At 48.4% G+C, this 20,456-nt stretch carries 20 protein-coding genes and 1 other RNA gene; 7 read left to right on the top strand and 14 right to left on the bottom strand.

The annotated features are described in order from the left end of the window. Position 1: 1 nt before the first annotated feature. Genes AOQ57_RS06265 through AOQ57_RS06250 form a run of 4 tightly spaced genes read right to left on the bottom strand, consistent with a single transcriptional unit; the run spans position 2 to position 2,904 of the window. Entirely contained in the window at positions 2 to 1,084 is a 1,083-nt protein-coding gene (locus AOQ57_RS06265; protein ID WP_093626275.1) for a carbamoyl phosphate synthase small subunit, read from the bottom strand. 23 nt (positions 1,085 to 1,107) lie between these two features. Next, entirely contained in the window at positions 1,108 to 1,992 is an 885-nt protein-coding gene (locus tag AOQ57_RS06260) for an RluA family pseudouridine synthase (RefSeq protein WP_439950841.1), read from the bottom strand. Positions 1,993 to 2,032: 40 nt separating this feature from the next. Continuing rightward, on the bottom strand, positions 2,033 to 2,470 hold the full coding sequence (gene lspA, locus AOQ57_RS06255) for a signal peptidase II (protein ID WP_093626272.1): 438 nt from the start codon (positions 2,468 to 2,470) through the stop codon (positions 2,033 to 2,035). Next, positions 2,470 to 2,904, bottom strand: a complete 435-nt coding sequence (locus AOQ57_RS06250; RefSeq protein ID WP_093626270.1) for an EbsA family protein — start codon at positions 2,902 to 2,904, stop codon at positions 2,470 to 2,472. Before AOQ57_RS06250 ends, lspA begins: the two co-directional genes overlap by 1 nt. 13 nt (positions 2,905 to 2,917) lie before the next feature. Between AOQ57_RS06250 and AOQ57_RS06245 the strand changes: the two genes are divergently transcribed. After that, complete coding sequence (locus AOQ57_RS06245) at positions 2,918 to 3,313, top strand: ribonuclease HI family protein (RefSeq protein WP_093626268.1); 396 nt, start codon at positions 2,918 to 2,920, stop codon at positions 3,311 to 3,313. Positions 3,314 to 3,471: 158 nt separating this feature from the next. On the opposite strand, the gene AOQ57_RS06240 is transcribed toward AOQ57_RS06245, so the two are convergent. The 3 genes from AOQ57_RS06240 to AOQ57_RS06230 form a co-directional block, all read right to left on the bottom strand. Then, positions 3,472 to 4,074 (bottom strand): nitroreductase family protein, encoded by a 603-nt coding sequence (locus AOQ57_RS06240; RefSeq protein WP_093626266.1) that lies wholly within the window; start codon positions 4,072 to 4,074, stop codon positions 3,472 to 3,474. Positions 4,075 to 4,155: 81 nt separating this feature from the next. Then, the gene (locus AOQ57_RS06235) at positions 4,156 to 5,019 is read right to left on the bottom strand and encodes a transporter substrate-binding domain-containing protein (RefSeq protein ID WP_093626264.1); all 864 of its coding nucleotides are present in this window, start codon (positions 5,017 to 5,019) and stop codon (positions 4,156 to 4,158) included. A 209-nt stretch (positions 5,020 to 5,228) separates the two neighbouring features. Next, positions 5,229 to 5,918 carry an amino acid ABC transporter permease gene (locus AOQ57_RS06230; RefSeq protein WP_093626262.1) on the bottom strand — a complete coding sequence of 230 codons (690 nt, stop codon included), beginning with the start codon at positions 5,916 to 5,918 and terminating at the stop codon, positions 5,229 to 5,231. A 158-nt stretch (positions 5,919 to 6,076) separates the two neighbouring features. Here AOQ57_RS06230 and AOQ57_RS06225 point away from each other — a divergent pair, with 158 nt between their 5' ends. From AOQ57_RS06225 to AOQ57_RS06215, 3 genes are all read left to right on the top strand, one after another. Then, positions 6,077 to 7,555, top strand: a complete 1,479-nt coding sequence (locus AOQ57_RS06225; protein WP_093626260.1) for an amidase — start codon at positions 6,077 to 6,079, stop codon at positions 7,553 to 7,555. A gap of 185 nt (positions 7,556 to 7,740) precedes the next feature. Further along, entirely contained in the window at positions 7,741 to 9,219 is a 1,479-nt protein-coding gene (locus AOQ57_RS06220; protein WP_093626289.1) for a YfcC family protein, read from the top strand. 15 nt (positions 9,220 to 9,234) lie between these two features. Further along, complete coding sequence (locus AOQ57_RS06215) at positions 9,235 to 10,569, top strand: M20 family metallopeptidase (RefSeq protein WP_093626258.1); 1,335 nt, start codon at positions 9,235 to 9,237, stop codon at positions 10,567 to 10,569. 57 nt (positions 10,570 to 10,626) lie between these two features. On the opposite strand, the gene AOQ57_RS06210 is transcribed toward AOQ57_RS06215, so the two are convergent. The 6 genes from AOQ57_RS06210 to AOQ57_RS06185 all read right to left on the bottom strand — a co-directional run bounded on the left by AOQ57_RS06210 (position 10,627) and on the right by AOQ57_RS06185 (position 15,162). After that, positions 10,627 to 11,760 (bottom strand): THUMP domain-containing class I SAM-dependent RNA methyltransferase, encoded by a 1,134-nt coding sequence (locus tag AOQ57_RS06210; protein WP_093626256.1) that lies wholly within the window; start codon positions 11,758 to 11,760, stop codon positions 10,627 to 10,629. Between the two features lie 44 nt (positions 11,761 to 11,804). Beyond that, positions 11,805 to 12,254 (bottom strand): NUDIX hydrolase, encoded by a 450-nt coding sequence (locus AOQ57_RS06205; RefSeq protein ID WP_093626254.1) that lies wholly within the window; start codon positions 12,252 to 12,254, stop codon positions 11,805 to 11,807. After that, positions 12,251 to 13,408, bottom strand: coding sequence for an ATP-binding protein (locus AOQ57_RS06200; protein ID WP_235789018.1), 1,158 nt, complete (start codon positions 13,406 to 13,408; stop codon positions 12,251 to 12,253). Before AOQ57_RS06200 ends, AOQ57_RS06205 begins: the two co-directional genes overlap by 4 nt. Positions 13,409 to 13,699: 291 nt before the next feature. Next, positions 13,700 to 14,075: RNase P RNA component class B (gene rnpB / locus AOQ57_RS06195), an RNA gene on the bottom strand. Positions 14,076 to 14,097: 22 nt separating this feature from the next. Next, positions 14,098 to 14,457 carry a cell division regulator GpsB gene (gene gpsB, locus AOQ57_RS06190; protein ID WP_174498197.1) on the bottom strand — a complete coding sequence of 120 codons (360 nt, stop codon included), beginning with the start codon at positions 14,455 to 14,457 and terminating at the stop codon, positions 14,098 to 14,100. Positions 14,458 to 14,565: 108 nt separating this feature from the next. Then, on the bottom strand, positions 14,566 to 15,162 hold the full coding sequence (locus AOQ57_RS06185) for an SLOG family protein (RefSeq protein WP_093626248.1): 597 nt from the start codon (positions 15,160 to 15,162) through the stop codon (positions 14,566 to 14,568). A 90-nt stretch (positions 15,163 to 15,252) separates the two neighbouring features. Between AOQ57_RS06185 and recU the strand changes: the two genes are divergently transcribed. The 3 genes from recU to AOQ57_RS06170 all read left to right on the top strand — a co-directional run bounded on the left by recU (position 15,253) and on the right by AOQ57_RS06170 (position 19,361). Next, positions 15,253 to 15,888, top strand: coding sequence for a Holliday junction resolvase RecU (gene recU / locus AOQ57_RS06180; protein ID WP_093626246.1), 636 nt, complete (start codon positions 15,253 to 15,255; stop codon positions 15,886 to 15,888). Next, entirely contained in the window at positions 15,881 to 18,157 is a 2,277-nt protein-coding gene (locus tag AOQ57_RS06175) for a PBP1A family penicillin-binding protein (RefSeq protein WP_093626244.1), read from the top strand. Before recU ends, AOQ57_RS06175 begins: the two co-directional genes overlap by 8 nt. A 190-nt stretch (positions 18,158 to 18,347) precedes the next feature. Further along, positions 18,348 to 19,361 carry an aldo/keto reductase gene (locus AOQ57_RS06170; protein WP_093626242.1) on the top strand — a complete coding sequence of 338 codons (1,014 nt, stop codon included), beginning with the start codon at positions 18,348 to 18,350 and terminating at the stop codon, positions 19,359 to 19,361. 72 nt (positions 19,362 to 19,433) lie between these two features. Here AOQ57_RS06170 and AOQ57_RS06165 read toward each other — a convergent pair whose 3' ends face one another. Further along, positions 19,434 to 20,447 (bottom strand): DUF1002 domain-containing protein, encoded by a 1,014-nt coding sequence (locus AOQ57_RS06165; protein ID WP_093626240.1) that lies wholly within the window; start codon positions 20,445 to 20,447, stop codon positions 19,434 to 19,436. Positions 20,448 to 20,456: the final 9 nt, after the last annotated feature.

The following is a 20,456-nucleotide window of genomic DNA, read 5'->3' as shown; positions in this document are numbered from 1 at the left end:
CTTAATCCTCCTCTTTGCCCCACGTCATTTCCATGAACTCATCAAAGAGCGGGTCCGTTTCGTCCGGCCCTGGTGCCCCATCCGGAAAGAATTGCACTGAAAATGCTGGATACCGGCGGTGGCGTAAGCCTTGCACGGCCCCTGTTAACATATCAACGTAGGTAATAAATAGGTTCTCACGATTAACCGACTCACGTTTGATTTGGAAACCAGCACCCTGACTAGCGTAGACCACGTGATCGGTAATAATTTCTTTGATTGGGTGATTCATCCCGTGAATTTCAACCGGAACTTGAGCCACCTGAACTCCGTTAGCCATTGCAAATAGCTCATGCCCCAAACCAATTCCAAATAGTGGCACCCGCTCCTGGAGTTCTTGAATCATCTTGATCACCGATTTTTTTAAACTGTGAGGGTCACCAGGACCCGATGATAAAACCACCCCGTCTGGGTCTAGGCGCATAATTTGCTCAACTGTGGCCGTATATGGCAAAACGGTGATATTACACTTGCGCCGTGATAGTTCACGTAGGATCCCATTTTTAAGGCCGAAATCGATCACCACGATCGAACGACCGACCCCCGGGTTGGGGTATGGTTTGGGTGTAGCCACCTGGGCCACCTGCTGACTGATCAAAACCGTGGCATGTAGTTGGTCAAAAGCATGGTCATCAGCAACGGGAACGATTGACCCCCGAACGGTCCCACCAAGTTTACGCAGCTTACGAATCAGAGCCCGCGTGTCAATATTAGTGATGCCAGGGACGTTGATCGAATTGAGGTACTGGTCCAAGGTCATCCGATGACGCCCCTTCTTGGCCGTAATGTTAGCCAGATCACGTACCACAACCCCCTTAATCGGAGGTTCGATTGATTCGTAAACATTGGAACGAACCAGGGAGTTACCTACATTGGGCTGGGTAAAGACCACGATTTGATTGTGGTAAATGGGATTGGTGATAATTTCTTGGTAACCTGCCATAGCTGTGTTAAAAACAATCTCACCAAAGGTAACGGCCGGTGCACCAAAGCCCGTGCCTTCAAACACCGTTCCATCTTCCAATATTAAGTACCGCTTTACCATTCAGGATCCCTCCCTCATCAAACTTATTCTTTTGGTGTGTCCGTACGGTCCAAGTAAGCCAACATCTTTTTAAAGTCAGCTGGTAAGGGGGCCGTAAAGGTCATTTCTTCGCCGGTTACCGGATGCTTAAAGCCCAGTAAGCGGGCGTGTAGATACTGCCCCTTACCCGGTAAAGTTTTACGCGGCCCGTACAAGGGGTCGCCAGCCAGGGGATGATTGATGTATTTCATATGAACTCGAATCTGATGGGTACGCCCAGTTTCAAGCCGGCAGGAAACCAGGGTATAATGCTGGTAGCGCTTGAGCACCTTGAAGTGGGTAACGGCGTTCCGCCCGTTAATCACCACCGCCTGCTTCTTCCGGTCCTTAGGTGAGCGGGCCAGTGGGGCATCTATAAGCCCTTCGTTTTCGTTAATCACCCCATGGACTAGGGCTACATACTCACGCTGGTTACTCTTTTCCTTTAACTGAGCCGTCAATGAGCGGTGGGCACGATCAGTTTTAGCCACCATTAAGAGTCCTGAAGTATCCTTGTCAATCCGGTGGACAATCCCCGGCCGGAACTCCCCATTAATTGACGATAAGGGAGCGTGGTACATTAGGGCATTGACTAGGGTATGATTGGGGTGACCCGGAGCGGGGTGCACCACCATTCCCTGGGGCTTGTTGACCACGATGACATCCCCATCTTCGTAGACAATGTCTAAGGGAATGTCTTCAGGCTCCAGCTCAATTTCAACTGGTGCTTCGGGCTTAACAGTCACCTCATCACCTTCGTGAAGTTGGTACTTTGCCTTAACCGACTGACCGTTAACCGTAACCGTGCCGTCATCAATCCAGCGCTTTAGCTGTGAGCGCGAATACTGGGGAAAGTGGTGTCCCAATTCCTTGTCGATCCGTCCGGTCATCCCCGCCGTAACAGTGAGGGTTTGTACATCTTGATCCAACTTAATCCTCCTTTAGGATAATAATGATTAAAGTGACCACCCCGATGGTAAGACAGACGTCGGCAATATTAAAGACCGGAAAATTGATCGGCAAAAGATCAAACATGTCAACGACGTAGTGCTGGTGGAGGCGATCAATGAAGTTTCCCAGTGCCCCAGCCATAATTAACGAAAGGGTGATCATCTTTAACCGATTATTTCGCCAGCGCCTCATCAAATAGCAGATTGCAACGACAGCCACCACCGTGATCAAATAAAAAAACCACTGCTGGCCCTCTAAAATGCTCCAGGCCGCCCCATCATTGTGTAGGTTAGTCAAGGCTATTAAGCCGGGAATAAATCCGTGAACAGCCCCAACCGCTAAGTGCGCCGTTATCCACCACTTGACGAACTGATCCAACCCGATTAAAACAATGATCAACAAGAGGTAGTAAAGCACTAGGCATCCTCGCTTTCCATTTGCCCCTGCTTAGTTGCATCGGTTAAGATGGCTCTAAGTGAATTGATTGACCGGTTACTAAAAGTAAAGGTCATCACTTCCCCCCGGACCGTAATTGACAGGGTGTGACGAGTAAAGCGGGGCTGGCGGATTTCATTTAAAGGCACCACCATATACTCCTTTTGCAGGATCCGGTTAAAGACGATTTCATCTTTTTTCACCGTCATTGTCCGCCTAAAAATTGCCAGGACGGTAATTGCCAGGAAGGCTGCTAAAAAGGCTGCTGTAATCCACTGGAAGTGGGTAATTTCAAGCCAAACAACCACCCCGATAATTAGGATGATAAAGGTCCAGGACCACGAAATCACCGACGTGGTAGGATCCTGCTGGTAAAAATAACGTTTTTGTTCTTCCAAAGTCTTCTCTTCTTTCATATGAGGTATTGTAATGATTAAGTTATATTCCGATGCTGCCACCAAGGGCAACCCTGGTCCGACCGGACTGGGCTGGCTAATTGTAACAGATGGCAAGCAAAGTCAACAAAATGCTAGCCTGAAGCTGGCCGACAACCATCATGGTGAATTTGCCGCGGCCATCGCCGCTTTTTCCGACCTAAGCGAGCGCTTTGGCACTGATCAGGTAGTCATATACTACACTGACAGCCGGTTAGTAGCCGATGCAATTGGCAAAGGCTATGCTAAACACTACCAAAAGGAATTAGACCAGCTTTTAACGCTGATTGACACCTTTCCAACGGTGGTTACCCAGTGGGTCAGTGAAGGACAAAACCGCGGTGCGCATACGCTTGCAAATCAAGCCCTCAACCACATGCTAGCGAATTAACACTAAACAGTTTTATTATACCAAATCCGACTGGTTAAAGGTTAATTCTGGTCGCCTACGACTAGAATTTCAGAATTATTTTACCCTTTTTTCTCTTAACGACAAAACGGGCACGATCAACTCTCAACAGTTTGATCGTGCCCGTTTTATCATTAATTTTAGTCAGCAACCTTGAAGCGATCGGCATCATCCATGAATTCTTTTTCACCAGCTGGAGCCTCAACGGAACCAAATGGCATTTCGGCCCGTAAACGCCATGAAGCTGGTACGTCAAATGCTAGGTGAATAGCATCATCAATCAGCGGGTTATAGTGTTGTAAGTTGGCACCAAGACCATTTTCTGCCAAGGCTGTCCAAACAGCGAAGTTCGCATTGCCCATTGCCTGTTCGGACCAGTCGTAGAAGTTATCAGCATAAGATGGGAATTGTTTTTCTAAGTTGTGAACAACATCCATGTCAGTAAAATATAATACCGTTGCAAAGGCCACTTTAAAGGTATCGATTTTAGCACTGGTTTGTGCAAAGGCATTATCATCTTTAACAACATCACGCAAGGCTTTGCGAACGATTTCCCATACTTGGTCGTGAGAATCACCAAAGGCAATTATGGCCCGAGTCGTCTGGGAATTAAAGGCCGACGGGGCGGCCTTCATTGCTTCCTTGATCAAAGCAGTAAGTTCGTTTTTATCGAAGTCGACAGTCTTACCTAGGGCATAAATAGAACGGCGTTGCTTAGCTAGGTTTAATAGTTCTTCCTTCACGATTAATCCTCCTTGAAGTTTTTTACATTTTCTAACTATACCTACCATACGCCACTAACAAATAGTAAGCAAGACTCTTTTTTATTCGCCCTTGTACTCACTAGAAATCTTGAAGTACTTAAGGTTCTTGATATTCGGCTTCTTGGTGACGTCATCACCGTAAAACTTCTTAGCCAATTTGGAGAGGGTCCCATTCCTTTTAAGTTGGGCCAGTTCCTTATTAACCCTTTTTTGTAGGGCCTTATCCTTTTTATTAATGATGATTCCTTCGCCATCACCATCTTCGTTAGTGGTGAAGTACATGTCCGGATCGATCTCAAGACCGGAGTTTGGGGATGCAGCCAGGGCTAACTTTTGTAGGTAGTAATCATTCATGATGAAGTCAGTCTTACCGCTTTGAACGCCCTTCAGGTAAACATCATTAGAAACGTTATCGTAATTAACCAGTTGCGCCCCTAACTGTTGGGCCAACCGTTGGTAGTTAGTGCCAGCCTCTCCCGCCGCCTTTTTACCCTTAATATCCGCCCAGGAGTGAATACCTGATTGATCACCCTTACGGACCAGCAGGGAGTTAAAACTGTACTTGATCGGCGTTGACATTAGGAATTGTTTTTGCCGAGACGGTGAAATGGCAAAGTCATTAACCGCCATTTGAGCTTTACCAGTTTTAACAGCAGTCAGCTGGCCATCAACATTATATTCCTTGAAAACGACCTTCTTGTGAAGCCCCTTAGCCACGGCCCGGATCACCTCAACATCATACCCGGTCAGCTTCTTCGTCTTGGAGTCATGATAAGAAGTTGGGTACAAGGTCCCTGACGTTGCGACTGTGATGGTCTTTTGGTCGGCCGCCTTTTGATCCTGACCCTTGCCGCAGGCCGTTAACCCAACTCCAATCATGATGATCAAACTTAATTCGATCATTTTCTTTAATTTAGAAAACATTTTATTACCTCATACTAAAAATAACTAAACAATTGCTAATCACAAGATAACACCAGTAAAGCGGTTTCACAAGGCTGATTTCACAAAATAATCGAAAATAAGAAAGAGCTAGATCACCGATAGCGCCGAAATAGACATTAGATGGGCGTTATTTTTATTAATTTTAACTAAATGACAGTCTGGTCAATTGTGTCTTTGTAATTAAGTTACTAACCAGCCTGTTCGCGGCTCCAGGTGGCTAAGCGTTTTTCCAACCTGCCCTGGACAAAGGACAAAAGGCAGCAGACCAGCCAATAAATAACTGCCACTACAATGTAAATCGACATATAATCCTGAGCGGCCCCGGCAACAACTTTGGCCTTCATGAACATCTCACTAACCGTGATCATAGCCGCTAAAGACGTCCCCTTAAAAAGGTCGAGCATAACGTTACCAAGTGACGGTAAGGCAATCCGAAAGGCCTGGGGTAAGATTACGCTAATAATCATGGTGCGGTAAGGTAGGCCTAAGGAACGGGCAGCCTCGAATTGCCCCTCATCAACCCCCAAGAAGGCTGAGCGGTAGTACTCGGCAATGAAGGCGGCCGGAACAATCGTAAATGAAAAGATTGCCGCCGGAAGCGCCGCCATGTTTAAGCCAAAGTATGTGATAAAGAGGATTACCAGCATCGGAATCCCCCGTAAAAATGAGATGTAAAAGCGAGCTGGCCACGACAGGAGCCGTAACGGTGAGACACGCATTAGCATGATTACGATTCCTAACAGGTTAGCCAAGACAAAACAAACTACTAACAAAAACAGCGACATCGGTAGCCCACTTAAAATGGTGGATAGCGAATCAAAGGCCAGCTTAGCGTCAAAGAAGCCGGGAATTGAGATTGCGTTTAAAAATGTATTCACTTTTGGTCCATCCCCTCTCGTAAAGTACATTCATCATAGAAGGGGCGCTGCCTATTTTCAACCACCAAGCGGAAACGGTTTCTTTTGAGTTAGTCGAGTAATTTTTTTACTTTACCCTCCTTACTAATTGACCCTATACTAAACAAAAACCACAAGGGGTGATCATCTTGTCAACCGACTTATTAGCACTGACGGCTACGGAAATGGTCCAAGCCGTGCGCCAAAAGCGGATTAGTCCGCGTGAATTAGTTGAAGCAAGCCTACAACAGATTAAAAGGAAAAACCCAGACTTAAATGCGGTTATCTCACTGCGTGAAGAAGCAGCTCTAAGGGATGCTGAACGATTAACTGATTGTGGTCAGCCCTTCTTCGGAATCCCCTTACTCTTAAAGGGATTGGGTCAGCACTTCAAGGATTTACCCGCCACTAACGGTAACATCCTCTTCAGGAATCAGGTAGCCAAGGAAAGCGAAAATTTCACCAAGGCCCTAGTTAAGGCTGGTTTCATCGTCTTAGGCCAGACTAACTACCCGGAGTTTGGCTTTAAAAACATCACCGACTCTCAGATGTACGGCGATGCCCACAACCCATGGAACTTAGACTATTACCCTGGCGGCTCCTCAGGCGGGGCCGGTGCAGCGGTGGCCAGCAAAATGGTTCCAATTGCTGCGGCTAGTGATGGTGGGGGCTCGATTCGGATCCCCGCCTCTTGGACTAGCACAATTGGCCTTAAACCAACCCGGGGCCGGATAGTAACCGGGCCAAACGACTGGCGCTCCTGGCAAGGGGCGGCTAGCAACTTTGCGATTACTCGCTCCGTCGAAGACACCGCCCGCCTACTCGACGTCTTACAAGCCCTCCAGCCGGCAGCCGTCTTCCAGGTACCGTTGCAAGAACCGTCCTTTGTCTCCCAACTTGGTAAGCCCCTGCGCCCGTGCCGAGTAGGCTATACCATTAAGTCACCCGTTGGTACCCCGGTTGATACCGAAGCCGTTAACGCCGTCTTAAAGGCAGCCGCCTTCCTGGCTCAGGCGGGCTTTGAAGTTGAGGAGGTTACAATCCCTACCGATGGCCGCCAGCTTATCAACGCCTACTACTTAATGAACGAGGGCGAGACGGCAGCGATGTTTAATCAAATCGAGGCCGCACTAGGTCGGGCGGTAACCGTCGACGATATGGAACCCTTAACCTGGGCCCTGTACCGGACTGGATGTCATATTTCAGCAGCTAGCTACAGTAAGGCCCTCAACGTCTGGGACCATGCTGGCTACCAGATAGCAACCTTGCACGAGACTTATCCACTAATCCTGACGCCCACCACTGCCAAGGTTGCTCCGCGGATCGATTCGCCAATGGTCTCCGATTCTCAAATTGCTCAGATGAAAGATATCGATTCTTTGAGCCCACGTGCTCAGCAACAGTTTATCTTCGACCAGTGGTTGCCAGCGTTAGCCCACTCCCCCTTCACCCAGCAGGCCAACCTGACCGGGGAACCAGCAATCAGCCTACCAACTCATCTCACTAAAGCAAAGCTCCCCCTCGGGATCCAATTAGTGGCTGGTAAAGGGCAAGAAGGCTATTTGCTCCAGGTAGCTAAGCTCTTCGAGGATCACCACCAACTTATTTTAAAAAATTAATTAACCGCATTCACGAGCCTTTAATCATCTCTTAGCATCCTCTCACTATTTTAGTGAGGAAGTTTTTAACGGTCTTACGGCATCCCTTTATGTTCATATATAATTAAGTATGGAAATACATTCATTAAATAAAGGAGGTGTTGATTTTGCAAACTAGAGTAAAAAACGAACGGTACCGCTTCAAGATGCCGTCCGCCTTCACCATTTTGTTTATCATCATCACTATCGTTGCAATTCTAAGTTGGTTCATCCCGGCCGGGAAATACTCGACCGATTCCAGTGGAAATCTGATCGCAAATACCTATCATACGGTTAAGTCCAATCCTCAGGGTCTCTGGGACGTTATGATGTCACCAGTACTTGGGATGATCGGGGATAAGAATACCGATGGGGCGATCTCTGTTTCGCTCTTCATCCTTGTAATCGGGGGATTTTTGGGCGTTGTCAACAAAACTAAGGCCCTTGACGCCGGGATCTCTTCGATTGTCAACCGCTACAAGGGACGCGAAAGGGTTCTGATCCCGATTCTGATGACCCTATTTGCCCTCGGGGGCTCCACTTATGGGATGTCCGAAGAAACGGTTGCCTTTTACCCACTCTTAATTCCAGTAATGATGGCCTGTGGCTTTGACTCCATCGTCGCCGTTGCCCTGGCCCTGGTTGGTACCTCAGTCGGAAACATGGCCTCAACTGTTAACCCATTTGCCACTGGGGTTGCCTCTCAAACGCTGGGGATCTCCCCCGGGGATGGCCTCTTATCACGGGTCATCTTCTTTGTGATCGTTGATGTGATCGCAATTGTCTTTGTAATGCACTATGCCGCTAAAATTCAAAAGAATCCCGCCAAGTCTTATGTTTACGCCCAGCGTGAAGAGGATTGGAAGTCCTTTAACATCGATGAACGCACCAACGACTTGGAACCAATGACTAGCCGGCAAAAAACCGTGATCTGGCTGTTCTTGACCACCTTTGTAATCATGATCATCGGCCTGGTGCCATGGACCAGCTTAAATAGGCACTTTACCTTCTTTAAAAAAATGACCACCTGGCTTGAAAATGTTCCTCTGCTGGGGACCCTATTGGGACACGATATCGCCCCGCTTGGGACATGGTACTTCTCCGAAATTACGATGCTATTCTTAGTTATGTCCGTCGTCGTAATGTGGGTCTGCCACATGAAAGAAAATATCTTTATTGACGCCTTCATGAGTGGGATGAGCGACTTTGTATCGGTTGCCATGATTGTTGCCGTTGCCCGGGGGCTACAAGTAATAATGAACAACGGGTTAATCACTGCCACCATCTTGCACGCGGGTGAAACTGGCCTTGCCCACGTTTCCCAGTCAGTCTTTATTATCTTGACTTTCATCTTCTATGTACCGATGTCCTTTTTAATCCCATCGACTTCTGGCTTAGCGGCCGCCACAATGGGAATCATGGGGCCGTTGGGTAATTTCGCCCACGTCTCTGGCTCACTCGTGATCACCGCCTACCAGGCCGCAGCCGGCTGGGTCGGTTTGGTTACTCCAACTTCCGGAGTTGTAATGGCGGCACTAGCTATTTCACACATTAGCTTGATGACCTGGTGGAAGTGGTCATTCCGTTTGATGGTGTACCTATTCATCGCCACGATCGCCTTTCTGGCAATCCTAGCCGTTATATAAGGAGGGCTAATATCTATGTCTAAATACATTACCAACCAAATCATGGAAGAAGCTATCAAGGCTTTACAAGAATTAGTGGCCCAACCGTCATACAACCAGTCTCCCGCCCCGAAAGCCCCCTTCGGTAAGGGCATCCACTTGGCCCTTAACCAAATGATGGCCCTATGCGACCGGCTAGGAATGCACACCTACGAAGACCCTGAGGGCTACTACGGCTATGCCGAAATTGGTGAAGGCAAAGAGATCTTTGGTGTAATTGGCCACTTGGATACCGTCCCGGCTGGCGATTTAACCTCATGGTCAACCGCTCCCTTTACCCCGCTCATCAAGGATGGCTTTATCTACGGGCGCGGGACCCAAGATGATAAGGGCCCGACAATTGCTGCTCTCTTTGCCTTAAAATCACTCTTAGACGCCGGCCTGGTTCCAACCAAGCGGATTCGTTTCATCTTCGGGACCGACGAAGAAATCCTCTGGCGCGGGATCGCTAAGTACAATGAAAAGGAAGCCCCAATTGACATGGGATTCTCACCGGATGCCGAGTTTCCACTTACCTACGCCGAAAAGGGGCTCCAGCAATCCTACTTAGTTGGACCTGGAACCGACCAGTTCAGCTTACACATGGACAATGCCATGAATGCTGTCCCTGCCAAGGCTGATTATGCTGGTCCAAGACTGACCGAGGTCAAGGCGGCCTTGGACCAGCACGGCTTCAAATACAAAGACCATGGGAACTCGATTACGGTACTAGGTAAGTCCGTTCACGCTATGAACGCACCACAAGGTGTTAATGCTGTTTTGCGTCTGTGCATCGCTTTAGATGATGTCTTTGATTTCTTACCCCTCGATCTAATCGGTAAGTGCTTTTTAGAGGATGCTACTGGTGAAAATCTGCTGGGTCGGGTTGTTGATGAATCTGGTCACCTGACCTTCAACATCTCTAGTTTTGAAGTCAATGAAAAAGAAACCCGCCTACAAATCGACATGCGGGTTCCCGTCACTGTCGACCACGACAAACTAATCAAACGGCTCAGCCAAAAAGTGAAGGCGTTCGATCTGACCTACGAGCACTTTGATTACCTAGCCCCGCTCTTTGTTTCAAAGGAAAGCAAACTGGTCAAGACTCTGATGAAGGTCTACCAGGATGTTACCGGTGATACCAACGCTAAACCACAGATCTCTGGAGGCGCTACCTTTGCCCGAACGATGCACAACTGCGTGGCCTTCGGGGGGATGCTTCCTGGGGTGCCAGACTACATGCACCAGGCCAACGAGCAGTGGTCACTTTCTTCAATGGCTAAGACGATGGGGATTTACGCTGAGGCTCTACGTCTACTTTGCTTTGAATAAGGTTTAGTAAAACGGCCACTCACGCCAAATGGTATGAGTGGCCGTTTTGATATTTTCTTAGCGGATTTTTTTACCCCAGTACTGGAACAGGTCGGTCCGTAAGGCCCCATTGTAAAGCTTACGTTTCTTGGTAGCCGGTGCCCCATAGAACTTTTCAAATTCCAGATCGGCAGTCAAGATATACTTAGACCAGGTGGTCATCGGCCGATAGAGTTCGCCCATCTGCCGGTAAAGCTCGCGAACCGATTCCCGGTCCGATAACCGCTCACCATACGGCGGGTTCGCAACAATCACCCCGTTAATTTGATCGGTGTGCCAATCTTTAACGGCCAGCTGCTTAAAGGTAATTTCCTGGCTTAACCCAGCCGCTCGGGCGTTCTCCCTGGCGATATCAACCATGTTTTGATCAATATCATAGCCGCAGATATCCAATTCAATATCATAGTCGGCAGCATCCTCGGCGGCATCACGAACCGTATCGGATAGGCCTTCCGGTACCAGATTAACCCAGCGTTCACAGGCAAAATTACGGTTAAGCCCCGGAGCAATGTTGTGGGCCAATAGAGCGGCCTCAATCGGGATTGTCCCTGACCCGCAGACTGGGTCCACGAAGGGGTTGTCCGGGAACCAATGGGCCAACATGACCAAAGCAGCAGCCATGTTTTCCTTTAACGGGGCACCCCCCTTAGCTTTACGGTACCCCCGCTTGAATAAGGAACTACCAGTGGTGTCCAGTAAGATCTGCACGTGGTCCTTTGCGATTGCTACTTCCAATGGATAGACACTGCCAGTTTCGGCCAGGCGTGTCCGCCGATGGTAAACTTGGGAGATTTTTTCAACAATCGCCTTCTTAACAATCGCCTGGGCAGATGGCACGTTGTGGAGTTTGGAGTTCTTACTTCGCCCTTCAACCGGGAAGTTGGCATCTAATGGCAAGATGTCTTCCCAGGGGAGCAACTTGGTCTGTTCAAATAATTCATCGAAGGTTTTGGCATCAAATTCACCTACGACGATCTTAATCCGATCAGCACACCGGAGCCAGACGTTGGTCTTTAAGACGTCTTCCGTCGTCCCCTCAAAGCGTACCCGGCCATTTTGTACCTCCACTTGGTAACCCATGTTACGGAGTTCTTTACCCACTAAGGCTTCAATTCCAGCAGCAGCCGTGGCAATTAGCTGATATTTTTGCACGTTTCATACCTCGTTTTTTTCAGTCTGCTTTCTATCTTACCACACTAGTTAGTCAGGGTGGCTACCACCAGATCCCACATTTTAGCATGCTGTCTGTTGAAAAAGTGGGGCGGCTGTTCAGGGTCAAAGAAGCGGGTGGTTAGTGTTTCTTCTTGGTCCGGTTTTTGATGACCGCTGTGCGCCCTTTCAACTAGGTAAAAAGCGTTGACAGGTTGAACTATATCGCCGTTTGGATAGGTGTAAATATCATCATCTTGCATCGCAATCAACTTAACCGGATTAACAGCGATACCAGCATCCTCTAAGAATTCACGGCAAACGGTGTCTTTAAAGGTATCACCATACTCCATATAACCTCCGGGGAATCCCCAGTCACCTGTATCAGCCCGCTCCTGGAGTAAGATTTTACCGTCCTCAATCAGCGCTCCGGAGGCGCTAGTCATAATTAAGGGAGTGTGCCCTACCTGACGGCGAATATCTTGAACATAACTCATAATTGTCCTCCTTCCCACCAGTCCGGCAGGTTAACCCGCCCACTTGTAACCTCTTGTCCATCCTGAATTACTAGCACCTGGCCAGTATCTAGCTGAACATCAAGCGGTGTAAGCCCCAGCGCTGCCCACTCTTCGGGGGTGGTTAGCCGGTGAATCAAGGCCCCGGCAAACTGGGAACGAAGCTTAGCTGGTAAATCCAGCGGTGACTGGGTAGTCAAGACCATCGCCAGATTGACCTTACGTCCCTCGCGTAGAATCTGGAAGATCCCATTAGCGGCCAGATCTTCATCTTTTGAAGGAAGGTAACGGTGCGCCTCGTCAATCACTATGCTAACCGGAAAATGCCCTGGCTTTGCTAAACGATCTTCCAGCAGACGCCTTAATAGAACTGAGATTACCATTTGCTGACCCGCCCCAAAGGACTTGAGAGCTGAAAGATCAAGTACCAGGGTTTTATGGTTGCTTGGCTGAGCCAAAAACATCTTCAAGACAAAGTTAAGCTCCGTTTTAACAACACCGGGTGTCTTTACAGTACCAAATAATTGCCGCATTCCCTTGTTATTTAAACGCTCCCGTAAAGTAACCAGCTGATCCCAGTGACTATTAATTACCGAGCGATCATAAACCTGACCGAGCATCCGGTAGTTAGCTCGCTCATCGGTGTAGGGACGTACCGTTTCTTCCACCAGCTGGTCAGCTAAACATGTGATGTCGTAACCGCTTGTCCAGTCATCCAGCTTAGCCACCTGGGACTCGAATTCTCTTGTCTGGCGGTCCCGTTTTTGGTATACCCCAGTGCTGGCAAGTACGTTCTGCTGAATCCGAAGGGCGGTGATTGCAGTACTGACCTTTTCTTTCAGCCACCCATCACCAGCGAGGCCCAAAACCATTAGTAACTGGTCAGCACTCAAGGATCCGGCATCCAGGTAGGCATTTCCCCCCAGCCGGTAAGTAGTCGCGTTGGGCAGCTTAGCGTATTCACCGGTAGGGTCAAAGATAATCGCTGTTTGGTTGGCCCGTTGAAGCTGCGATAAAAGGGCCAGGGTGGTTGTCGTCTTACCACTGCCAGTTTGCCCAACCACCAACAGGTGGCGATGAGTTAGGTCGGTCGCCACCACCTCCCGGCCACTTATTTGCTTAATTAACTCTGTCATAATGTCCCCCGTCAATTCGATAACTTTATTGTAAGCACCCAGGCCACTGCTTGACAAGGAAGAGTTCGGCATTGATTCTTCACCGAAAAATAATTATTTTCTCATTATTTCACAAGTCGTCTCACGGAATTCTTTACTGAAAACCCAGGTATCGATTCACTCACGAAGGCTAATTCTACCCTTTAGGCCTTGATACACCAAAAGGGGTAATTCATTACGTCATTAAAAAATGTGTTTCCTTACCTATGTACAAAAAAACCCGGGATAAATCCCGGGTGCCTGGATGCAGACTTCTGTAGGCCATGTTTTGTCAAAGTCCGGTCATCAGGCAAGACCGAACCGTGGTAATCATCTATCTCAGCGTATAAATACGCTCCCCTGGAATCGCTTCAGTTCGCTATCCAAAGCTCCCCTACCGTAGTTTGGGTTTACCGCTTGAGGGGTTTACCGCGTTCCACCATTAAGGTTTCCCTTAATGCTTCGTCACTGTGGCACTTTTCAGGAATACTAGGGCATAGTTAAAACCGTAGCCCGTTTTTCCGCCGTCACCGGATATACCGGTGCCCCGCCTTATTTTTTCAGCGAGCACAAACACTACGGGCATCACAGCCCGTGCGAGCATGGACCTTCCTAACACGACAGTTGCCGTGCTCAATTACCCAAAGCCTGCATCGAAATCAATTGGTCAATTACAATAAGTGAGAATCGTTCTCATCGTTACCGAGCTGAGAACCAAAAACTCGCCGCTCCAAATTAGACAAACGCTTTAGAACGTCCATGTTAGTGGCAGATGAGACCGGTTGGCTGGCTGCCGAACGGGAGCTGATTGATGAACCAACCTCCATTTGGCGGTTTAATTCATCAACCTTAGACTTCAAACGATCGTTCTCATCTTTAAGGCGATTAACTTCTTTATTGAAGGTATCGTAATCCTTAATAACATCGTCTAGGAAGGAATCAACGTCATCGACATCGTAACCCTTCCCGATACTCTTCTCCTTAAACTGCTTATGCAGAATATCTTGGGGAGTAAATTTAATGTTATCCAATCTCAACACCTCATCTCACTAAGTTATGACTGGTCAATACCTTTATTATTTTACCAAAAGTTGTCTAAAACTCAAGGGGAAATTTTACCCTTACCGCTTTCTTAAAGATTATTCTTCGTAATTTTGTTCCCCTTGGATACGACTCCACTCCTCTGCAGCCTCCTGTAAAGCATCCATATCAATAAAGTCCACCCGGTAGTCTTTAAAATCCTCCTGGTATTGCTTAGCCGCTCTGTAGAGCCAGTAGGGTTTACTCTTTTGGTTGGGATTATTTTCCTGGTCCGTATCATAAACCAACAGTAGGCGGTCAGTATGTTCAAACATAACGCGCTGATACATTCGCAACTGGTTAGGTGATTGATAGGGTCGTGGTGAAACTTCAGCGCTAAAGTCGACGGCTGCTTTTAAGGTTGCCAACCGAGCCTGGTTAGTTTCGTTCCAGTGCCCAGCAAAATCGGCAAAGGGTAACATCATTGCGACCTTTAAGTGGGGATAATTCTCCTTTAAATCTAGGCCAACCTCTAGTGCCCATTGCTCAACACCCAGTTGTGGCCCACTAATCAACCAACATTCCTCCTCGGTTTGGTTAAGCCACTGGATTAACCAATTTCTTAAGACCCATTGAATAACCTTTTTTTTCGGGTCATTAGGGTCAAAGACGGCCAATTCATAGGCCCGGTATCCGCTTACCCAAATTCGTTGCATAAAAAATCTCTCCATTCTTAAAACGTGAAAGAACGTCAGATTGCTTTCTCTGGTATAATGTAACACGTGTAGTTAAGGAGGTAAACGAAGATGATGATCAGATACCCTAACGGACAGGAGCCACCACAGGCCGGCCGGGTTGGGCAGCCAATCACCGCGCCCCACTCATCCAGCTTTGCCAAGCGGGGAATGTCACTTGAAAAAGAGATCAACGAAGCCAACCGCTACTACTTAGCGACTAAGCAGGCGGTAATCTACAAGAAGCCTACTCCGATTCAGCTGGTCAAAGTTGACTACCCCAAACGGAGTGCTGCCGTGGTTAAGGAGGCCTACTTTAAGCGCCCTTCAACAACCGATTATAACGGCGTCTATCGTGGCTTTTACATCGATTTCGACGCCAAGGAAACCCGAGGTAAGTTATCCTTTCCTCTTAAAAATTTCCACCAGCACCAAGTGGATCACTTTCGACGCTGCCTTGCCCAGGGGGGGATCTGTTTTGCCTTCATTCGCTTTACCACCCTTGACCTAACCTACCTCCTCCCAGCCTCGGACCTAATTGAATTTTGGGACCATCAGGCACAGGGCGGACGCAAGTCAATTCCCTTAACCACGATTAAAAAGCGCGGTTACGCGGTTAAGAATGGGTTGGTTCCCCGGCTGAACTATCTATCAGCCGTTGACCAGCTGATCGCCGCAAACCAAGCTAAAGGAGCAGATCATGAATAATGAAGAAGTTTCTCGGCGAAGCCAACGCCCCAATAAGGGCCGCGGTGGTCGGGGACGAGGAACCATTTTTAAACGAGTACTTTTATGGGCCCTCAGTCTCTTCGTCCTTGCCTTCGTCGCACTGGCAGCCCTGTTTTTCTACTATGCCTCCAGCGCCCCGACAATCACCGAAAACGACCTTAAGAGTCAAACAACCACTACGATTTACGACGCTAATAACAAGGTTATCTCACGACTAGGGGCCCAGAAACGGGAATATGCCTCTAACTCTGAGATTCCAACCCTATTAAAGCAGGGGGTTGTTTCGATTGAAGACCGCCGCTTTTACAAGGAACACGGGGTTGACCCAGTCCGGATTATTGAAGCGGCGATCAACAACGTCTTGCATCGTTCCAATGGGATGCAAGGGGGATCAACGATTACCCAGCAATTAGTTAAACTGTCAGTCTTTTCAACGGCTGCCTCAGACCAAACCTTCAAACGCAAGGCCCAAGAAGCCTGGCTGGCTATCAACGTGGAACGCCATTTCACTAAGGACCAGATTCTCGACTTTTATATCAACAAAGTCTACATGGGTAACGGGGTCTACGGGATGAAGACGGCTGCCCAATATTACTATGGTAAAAACCTTAATCAGTTGAACCTTTCCCAGCTTGCTCTGCTGGCCGGGATCCCACAGTCACCAACTTACTACAACCCGGCCAACACCAACACCAAGCCAGCAACCCAGCGACGCAACGAAGTCTTAAACGCCATGGTTCGGGCTAAATACATTACCCAAGCCCAGGCCAACGCTGCCATGAAGGTTAGCGTCACCGATGGCCTTGACCCCACCCATGGAAACACCAGCTCCAATGACTCCAACGTCAACGAAAAGGTCATTGATTCTTACGTTAAGGAGGTCCTGACCCAGCTAGAGGAAAAGGGATATAACCCGAATACCGATGGTCTGCAGGTCCACACCTCCCTTAATCTCGGAGCTCAACAAGAGCTTTACGACGCTGCTAACGATACGGTATCCTTCCAAAACGATAATATGCAAACCGGGGTCGCCGTTGTCGATCCACACAATGGGCAAGTGGTCGCCATGCTCGGAGGCCGCAAAACCGGTAACGTGGTCTACGGCTTAAATCGTGCCGTTCAAACCAATCGTTCCTCCGGGTCAACAGCCAAACCGATCATGGATTATGGTCCGGCCATTCAATACCTGCAGTGGCCAACTTACTACGCCCTATCCGACACCAAGTTTACTTTCCCGGGTACCAACACCCAACTGCATGACTTTGATAACCAGTACAAGGGAACGATGACAATGCGGACCGCTCTCGTCGAATCACGAAACGTACCTGCCGTCCGGGCTTTGCAAGCGGTTGGAATCTCACGAGCTACTAAGTTCTTAAAGGGCTTGGGTATCTCACAGAAGAAAGCCTACACCCTTAATAACGGGATTGGCCTCTACGTTTCCCCACTACAAATTGCTGCTTCCTACGCGGCCTTTGCCAACGGCGGGACCTACTACAAGCCTTACTACATCACCTCAATCACCACGCAGGATGGTAAGACAACCAACTACGACAAGAGTGGTAAGCGGGCGATGAGCAAAGCTACGGCATATATGATTACCGATATGCTAAAGGGGGTCATCAACTCTTCCAACGGATCTGGAACGGCCGCCAAGCTTTCTGGGGTTAACCAGGCTGGTAAGACTGGGACCACCTCAGCCTATTCAGCAGCTACCGGAACAACATCCAACTCCAATTCCGGGGTAATGGACTCCTGGATGGCTGGATATACCAAGAACTACTCGATCGCCGTCTGGACCGGGTTTGATAATGCTAAGACCTCGATTTCATCTAGTTACGTTAAGGCAGCCCAGTACCTATATCGAGATGTGATGCAGTACTTAGACGCCGAAAATCACGCTAGCAACTGGTCGATGCCAAGCACGGTTGAAGCCGTTCAAGTTGACGGTGTCCGCCAGCTGGTCATTAAGGATTCCAAGTGGGCCCTTTCAGTGACCTCATCATCAATCTCTTCTTCTAGTTCGGACTCTAGCTCCAGTGAGAGCTCCAGCTTGTCTAGTTCCAGCTCGTCCAATGCTAGTGAAAACTCTAGTTCTTCTGAGAGCTCCAGCTCCAACTCGAGCTCATCCAGCATTTCAAGCAGTAGCTCATCAATGCCAGCTAGTTCCAGCTCATCAACATCAGCTAGTTCTAGCTCATCTAACCCAACAGCAGGTGGTGGGACAACCCCAACACCGACTCAGTAACTAAAAAAGCTGATGGTATAAACCTCAATTAATAAATGGAGTTAGATAAAATCTTCGGATTTTATCTAGCTCCATTTTTTTAGCCATGAACCCTGATCTTAACGCGGTTAACCGGATAACGTCATTTCTTTAGTTGGCAAGGCCCCATTTTAAGACTATTATGGAAGAAACCGTTTTCGGAGGAATTATTATGCAACTAAAACCTGAACGCTACCAAAACATGACTTACCGTCGGGTGGGTAAGAGTGGCCTCAAGCTATCGGCAATTGGGCTAGGTTTTTGGCACAACTTTGGCTCAGTAGACCCTTTTGACCAACAAAGGGCAATCGTCAAAACTGCCCTGGACCTTGGGATTACCTATTTTGACCTGGCCAACAATTATGGACCGGTCCCTGGTAGTGCCGAAGAAAACCTCGGCCGGATGCTTCAGACTGATTTAAGGCCCCATCGTGATGAACTAGTGATTGCCACTAAGGCCGGCTACCACATGTGGGACGGCCCCTATGGGGAGTGGAACTCCAAAAAAAGCATTATCGCAAGCGCTGATCAAAGTCTACGGCGGCTGGGTCTTGACTACGTTGACATTTTCTATTCCCATCGTCTGGACCCAGTAACCCCGTTTGAAGAGACTGCTCTGGCTCTCGATCAATTAGTTCACCAGGGTAAGGCCTTGTATATCGGGATTTCTAACTATTCAGGTGAACAAACTGATGCGATCACCAAGATCTTTGATGCCCTAAAGACCCCTTATATCGTCTGCCAGAATCGCTATAATCTCTTTAATCGTCAGGTCGAAGAAGACCTCTTCCCCGTCCTCAAAAAAAGCGGTAAGGGCATGGTCGCCTTTTCACCTTTGTGCCAAGGTCTCTTGACCAATAAATATCTAAACGGTATTCCTGACAACTCACGGGCGGCTAATTCGACCAGCCCCTTCCTGCATCCCAGCCAGGTTGAACAGACACTAACCACAGTTAAAAAGCTTTCCGCCATTGCCGCCGATCGAGGTCAAACGCTGGCCGAAATGGCGCTTTCCTGGGATCTACGAAGTGATCTAGTCGCCTCCGTGATTGCCGGAGCATCACGGCCCGAACAACTAATTACCAATGTCAAGGCTCTTAACGCCCCGGCCTTCACTAAGGAAGAACTAGCAGTTATCGATGGTATCTTAGCCCAACAAGCTAACGTTGACTGGCAAAAAGAATAGCTATCTTCGTGCCATAATATGCGCTAAATAAAAAAGAGAGTGTAACGATTTGTGTTACACCCTCTTTTTTTACTAATTGTTAAACAGATTTTGAATCCAGGCGATCAGCTTTTGGAACCAATTCTGAGCGTCCTTAACGGCTGTTTTAGCGGCCTCGGAGTTAGCCCAATTTTTAGCCTTATTCATCAGATCCCCGGTTGAGTTCTTAACATTATTAATCGTATTAGTCACGTTATTAACGTAGGTCTTGGAGTTAGAGATCGGTGAATCTCTAAAGGTGATTAGGGCGTTAACGATTGTTGTTTGAGAGCTTGAGCTGGTCTTTGACTCAATCCCCTGTTTTTGCAACGCCTTAGTCAAAAGGGCCTGAATGTCAGCAAAGTTATCGGTTTGCCCATTTTGTTTGTCCTTAGCAACCTGCTTAGAGACGTTACCGACGGCCGCCATTAGCTTGCCAGGGTACGAGGAATCCCCAGAGTTTTCGTTAATTGCTCCTTGAGTGGCATCCAGGACTTGGTTAGCAGCACTGGTGTTTTGACTATCCAATTGCTGACCATCGGCGGCCAGAGCCTTATAAACCCCCGTCAACGCCGATTCTCCGGATACGGCCCGGTTGGCGGTTACGACAATCGTGACGTCCGTCACCCCAGCCATTTGGGCTACCATCGCATACTGCTGGGCTGTAACCTCGGTAATATTAGATTCACCGTCGTACTTCTTAATGTTAACACGTACCCCGGACCCAGGATCAGACGGAGCGATCGCCACTGAAGAGATCATAGCGGCGTTAGTAGTCGTCCCGTTACCGATATACTTTTCATAGTCGCTAGCCGTGGCCGTTAACTTGGTAAATGACGAATCCACACCCATCGTTGAATTCAGGTTTGAGTAGACGCTCTCCGGTGCCCCGGACCCGTACACAACGTAAGACTTAGAAATCGTATGGGTGGTCGAAGTTTGTCTCGACGAAGACGATGAAGTTGTTTGGGTCACCGTATCGGCGTGAGCCCGCACAACTGGCACTAAGGTCCCGCCGGAAAGAGCTGCAGCCACCATTAGCGTTGTTATTAGGGTTCTTTTTTTCATCGTGATTCC

The sequence above is a fragment of the Limosilactobacillus gorillae genome (assembly GCF_001293735.1).
Classification (GTDB): domain Bacteria; phylum Bacillota; class Bacilli; order Lactobacillales; family Lactobacillaceae; genus Limosilactobacillus; species Limosilactobacillus gorillae.
Note: the sequence above shows the minus strand (reverse complement) of the source record. Positions and strands in the feature narration are given on the sequence as shown.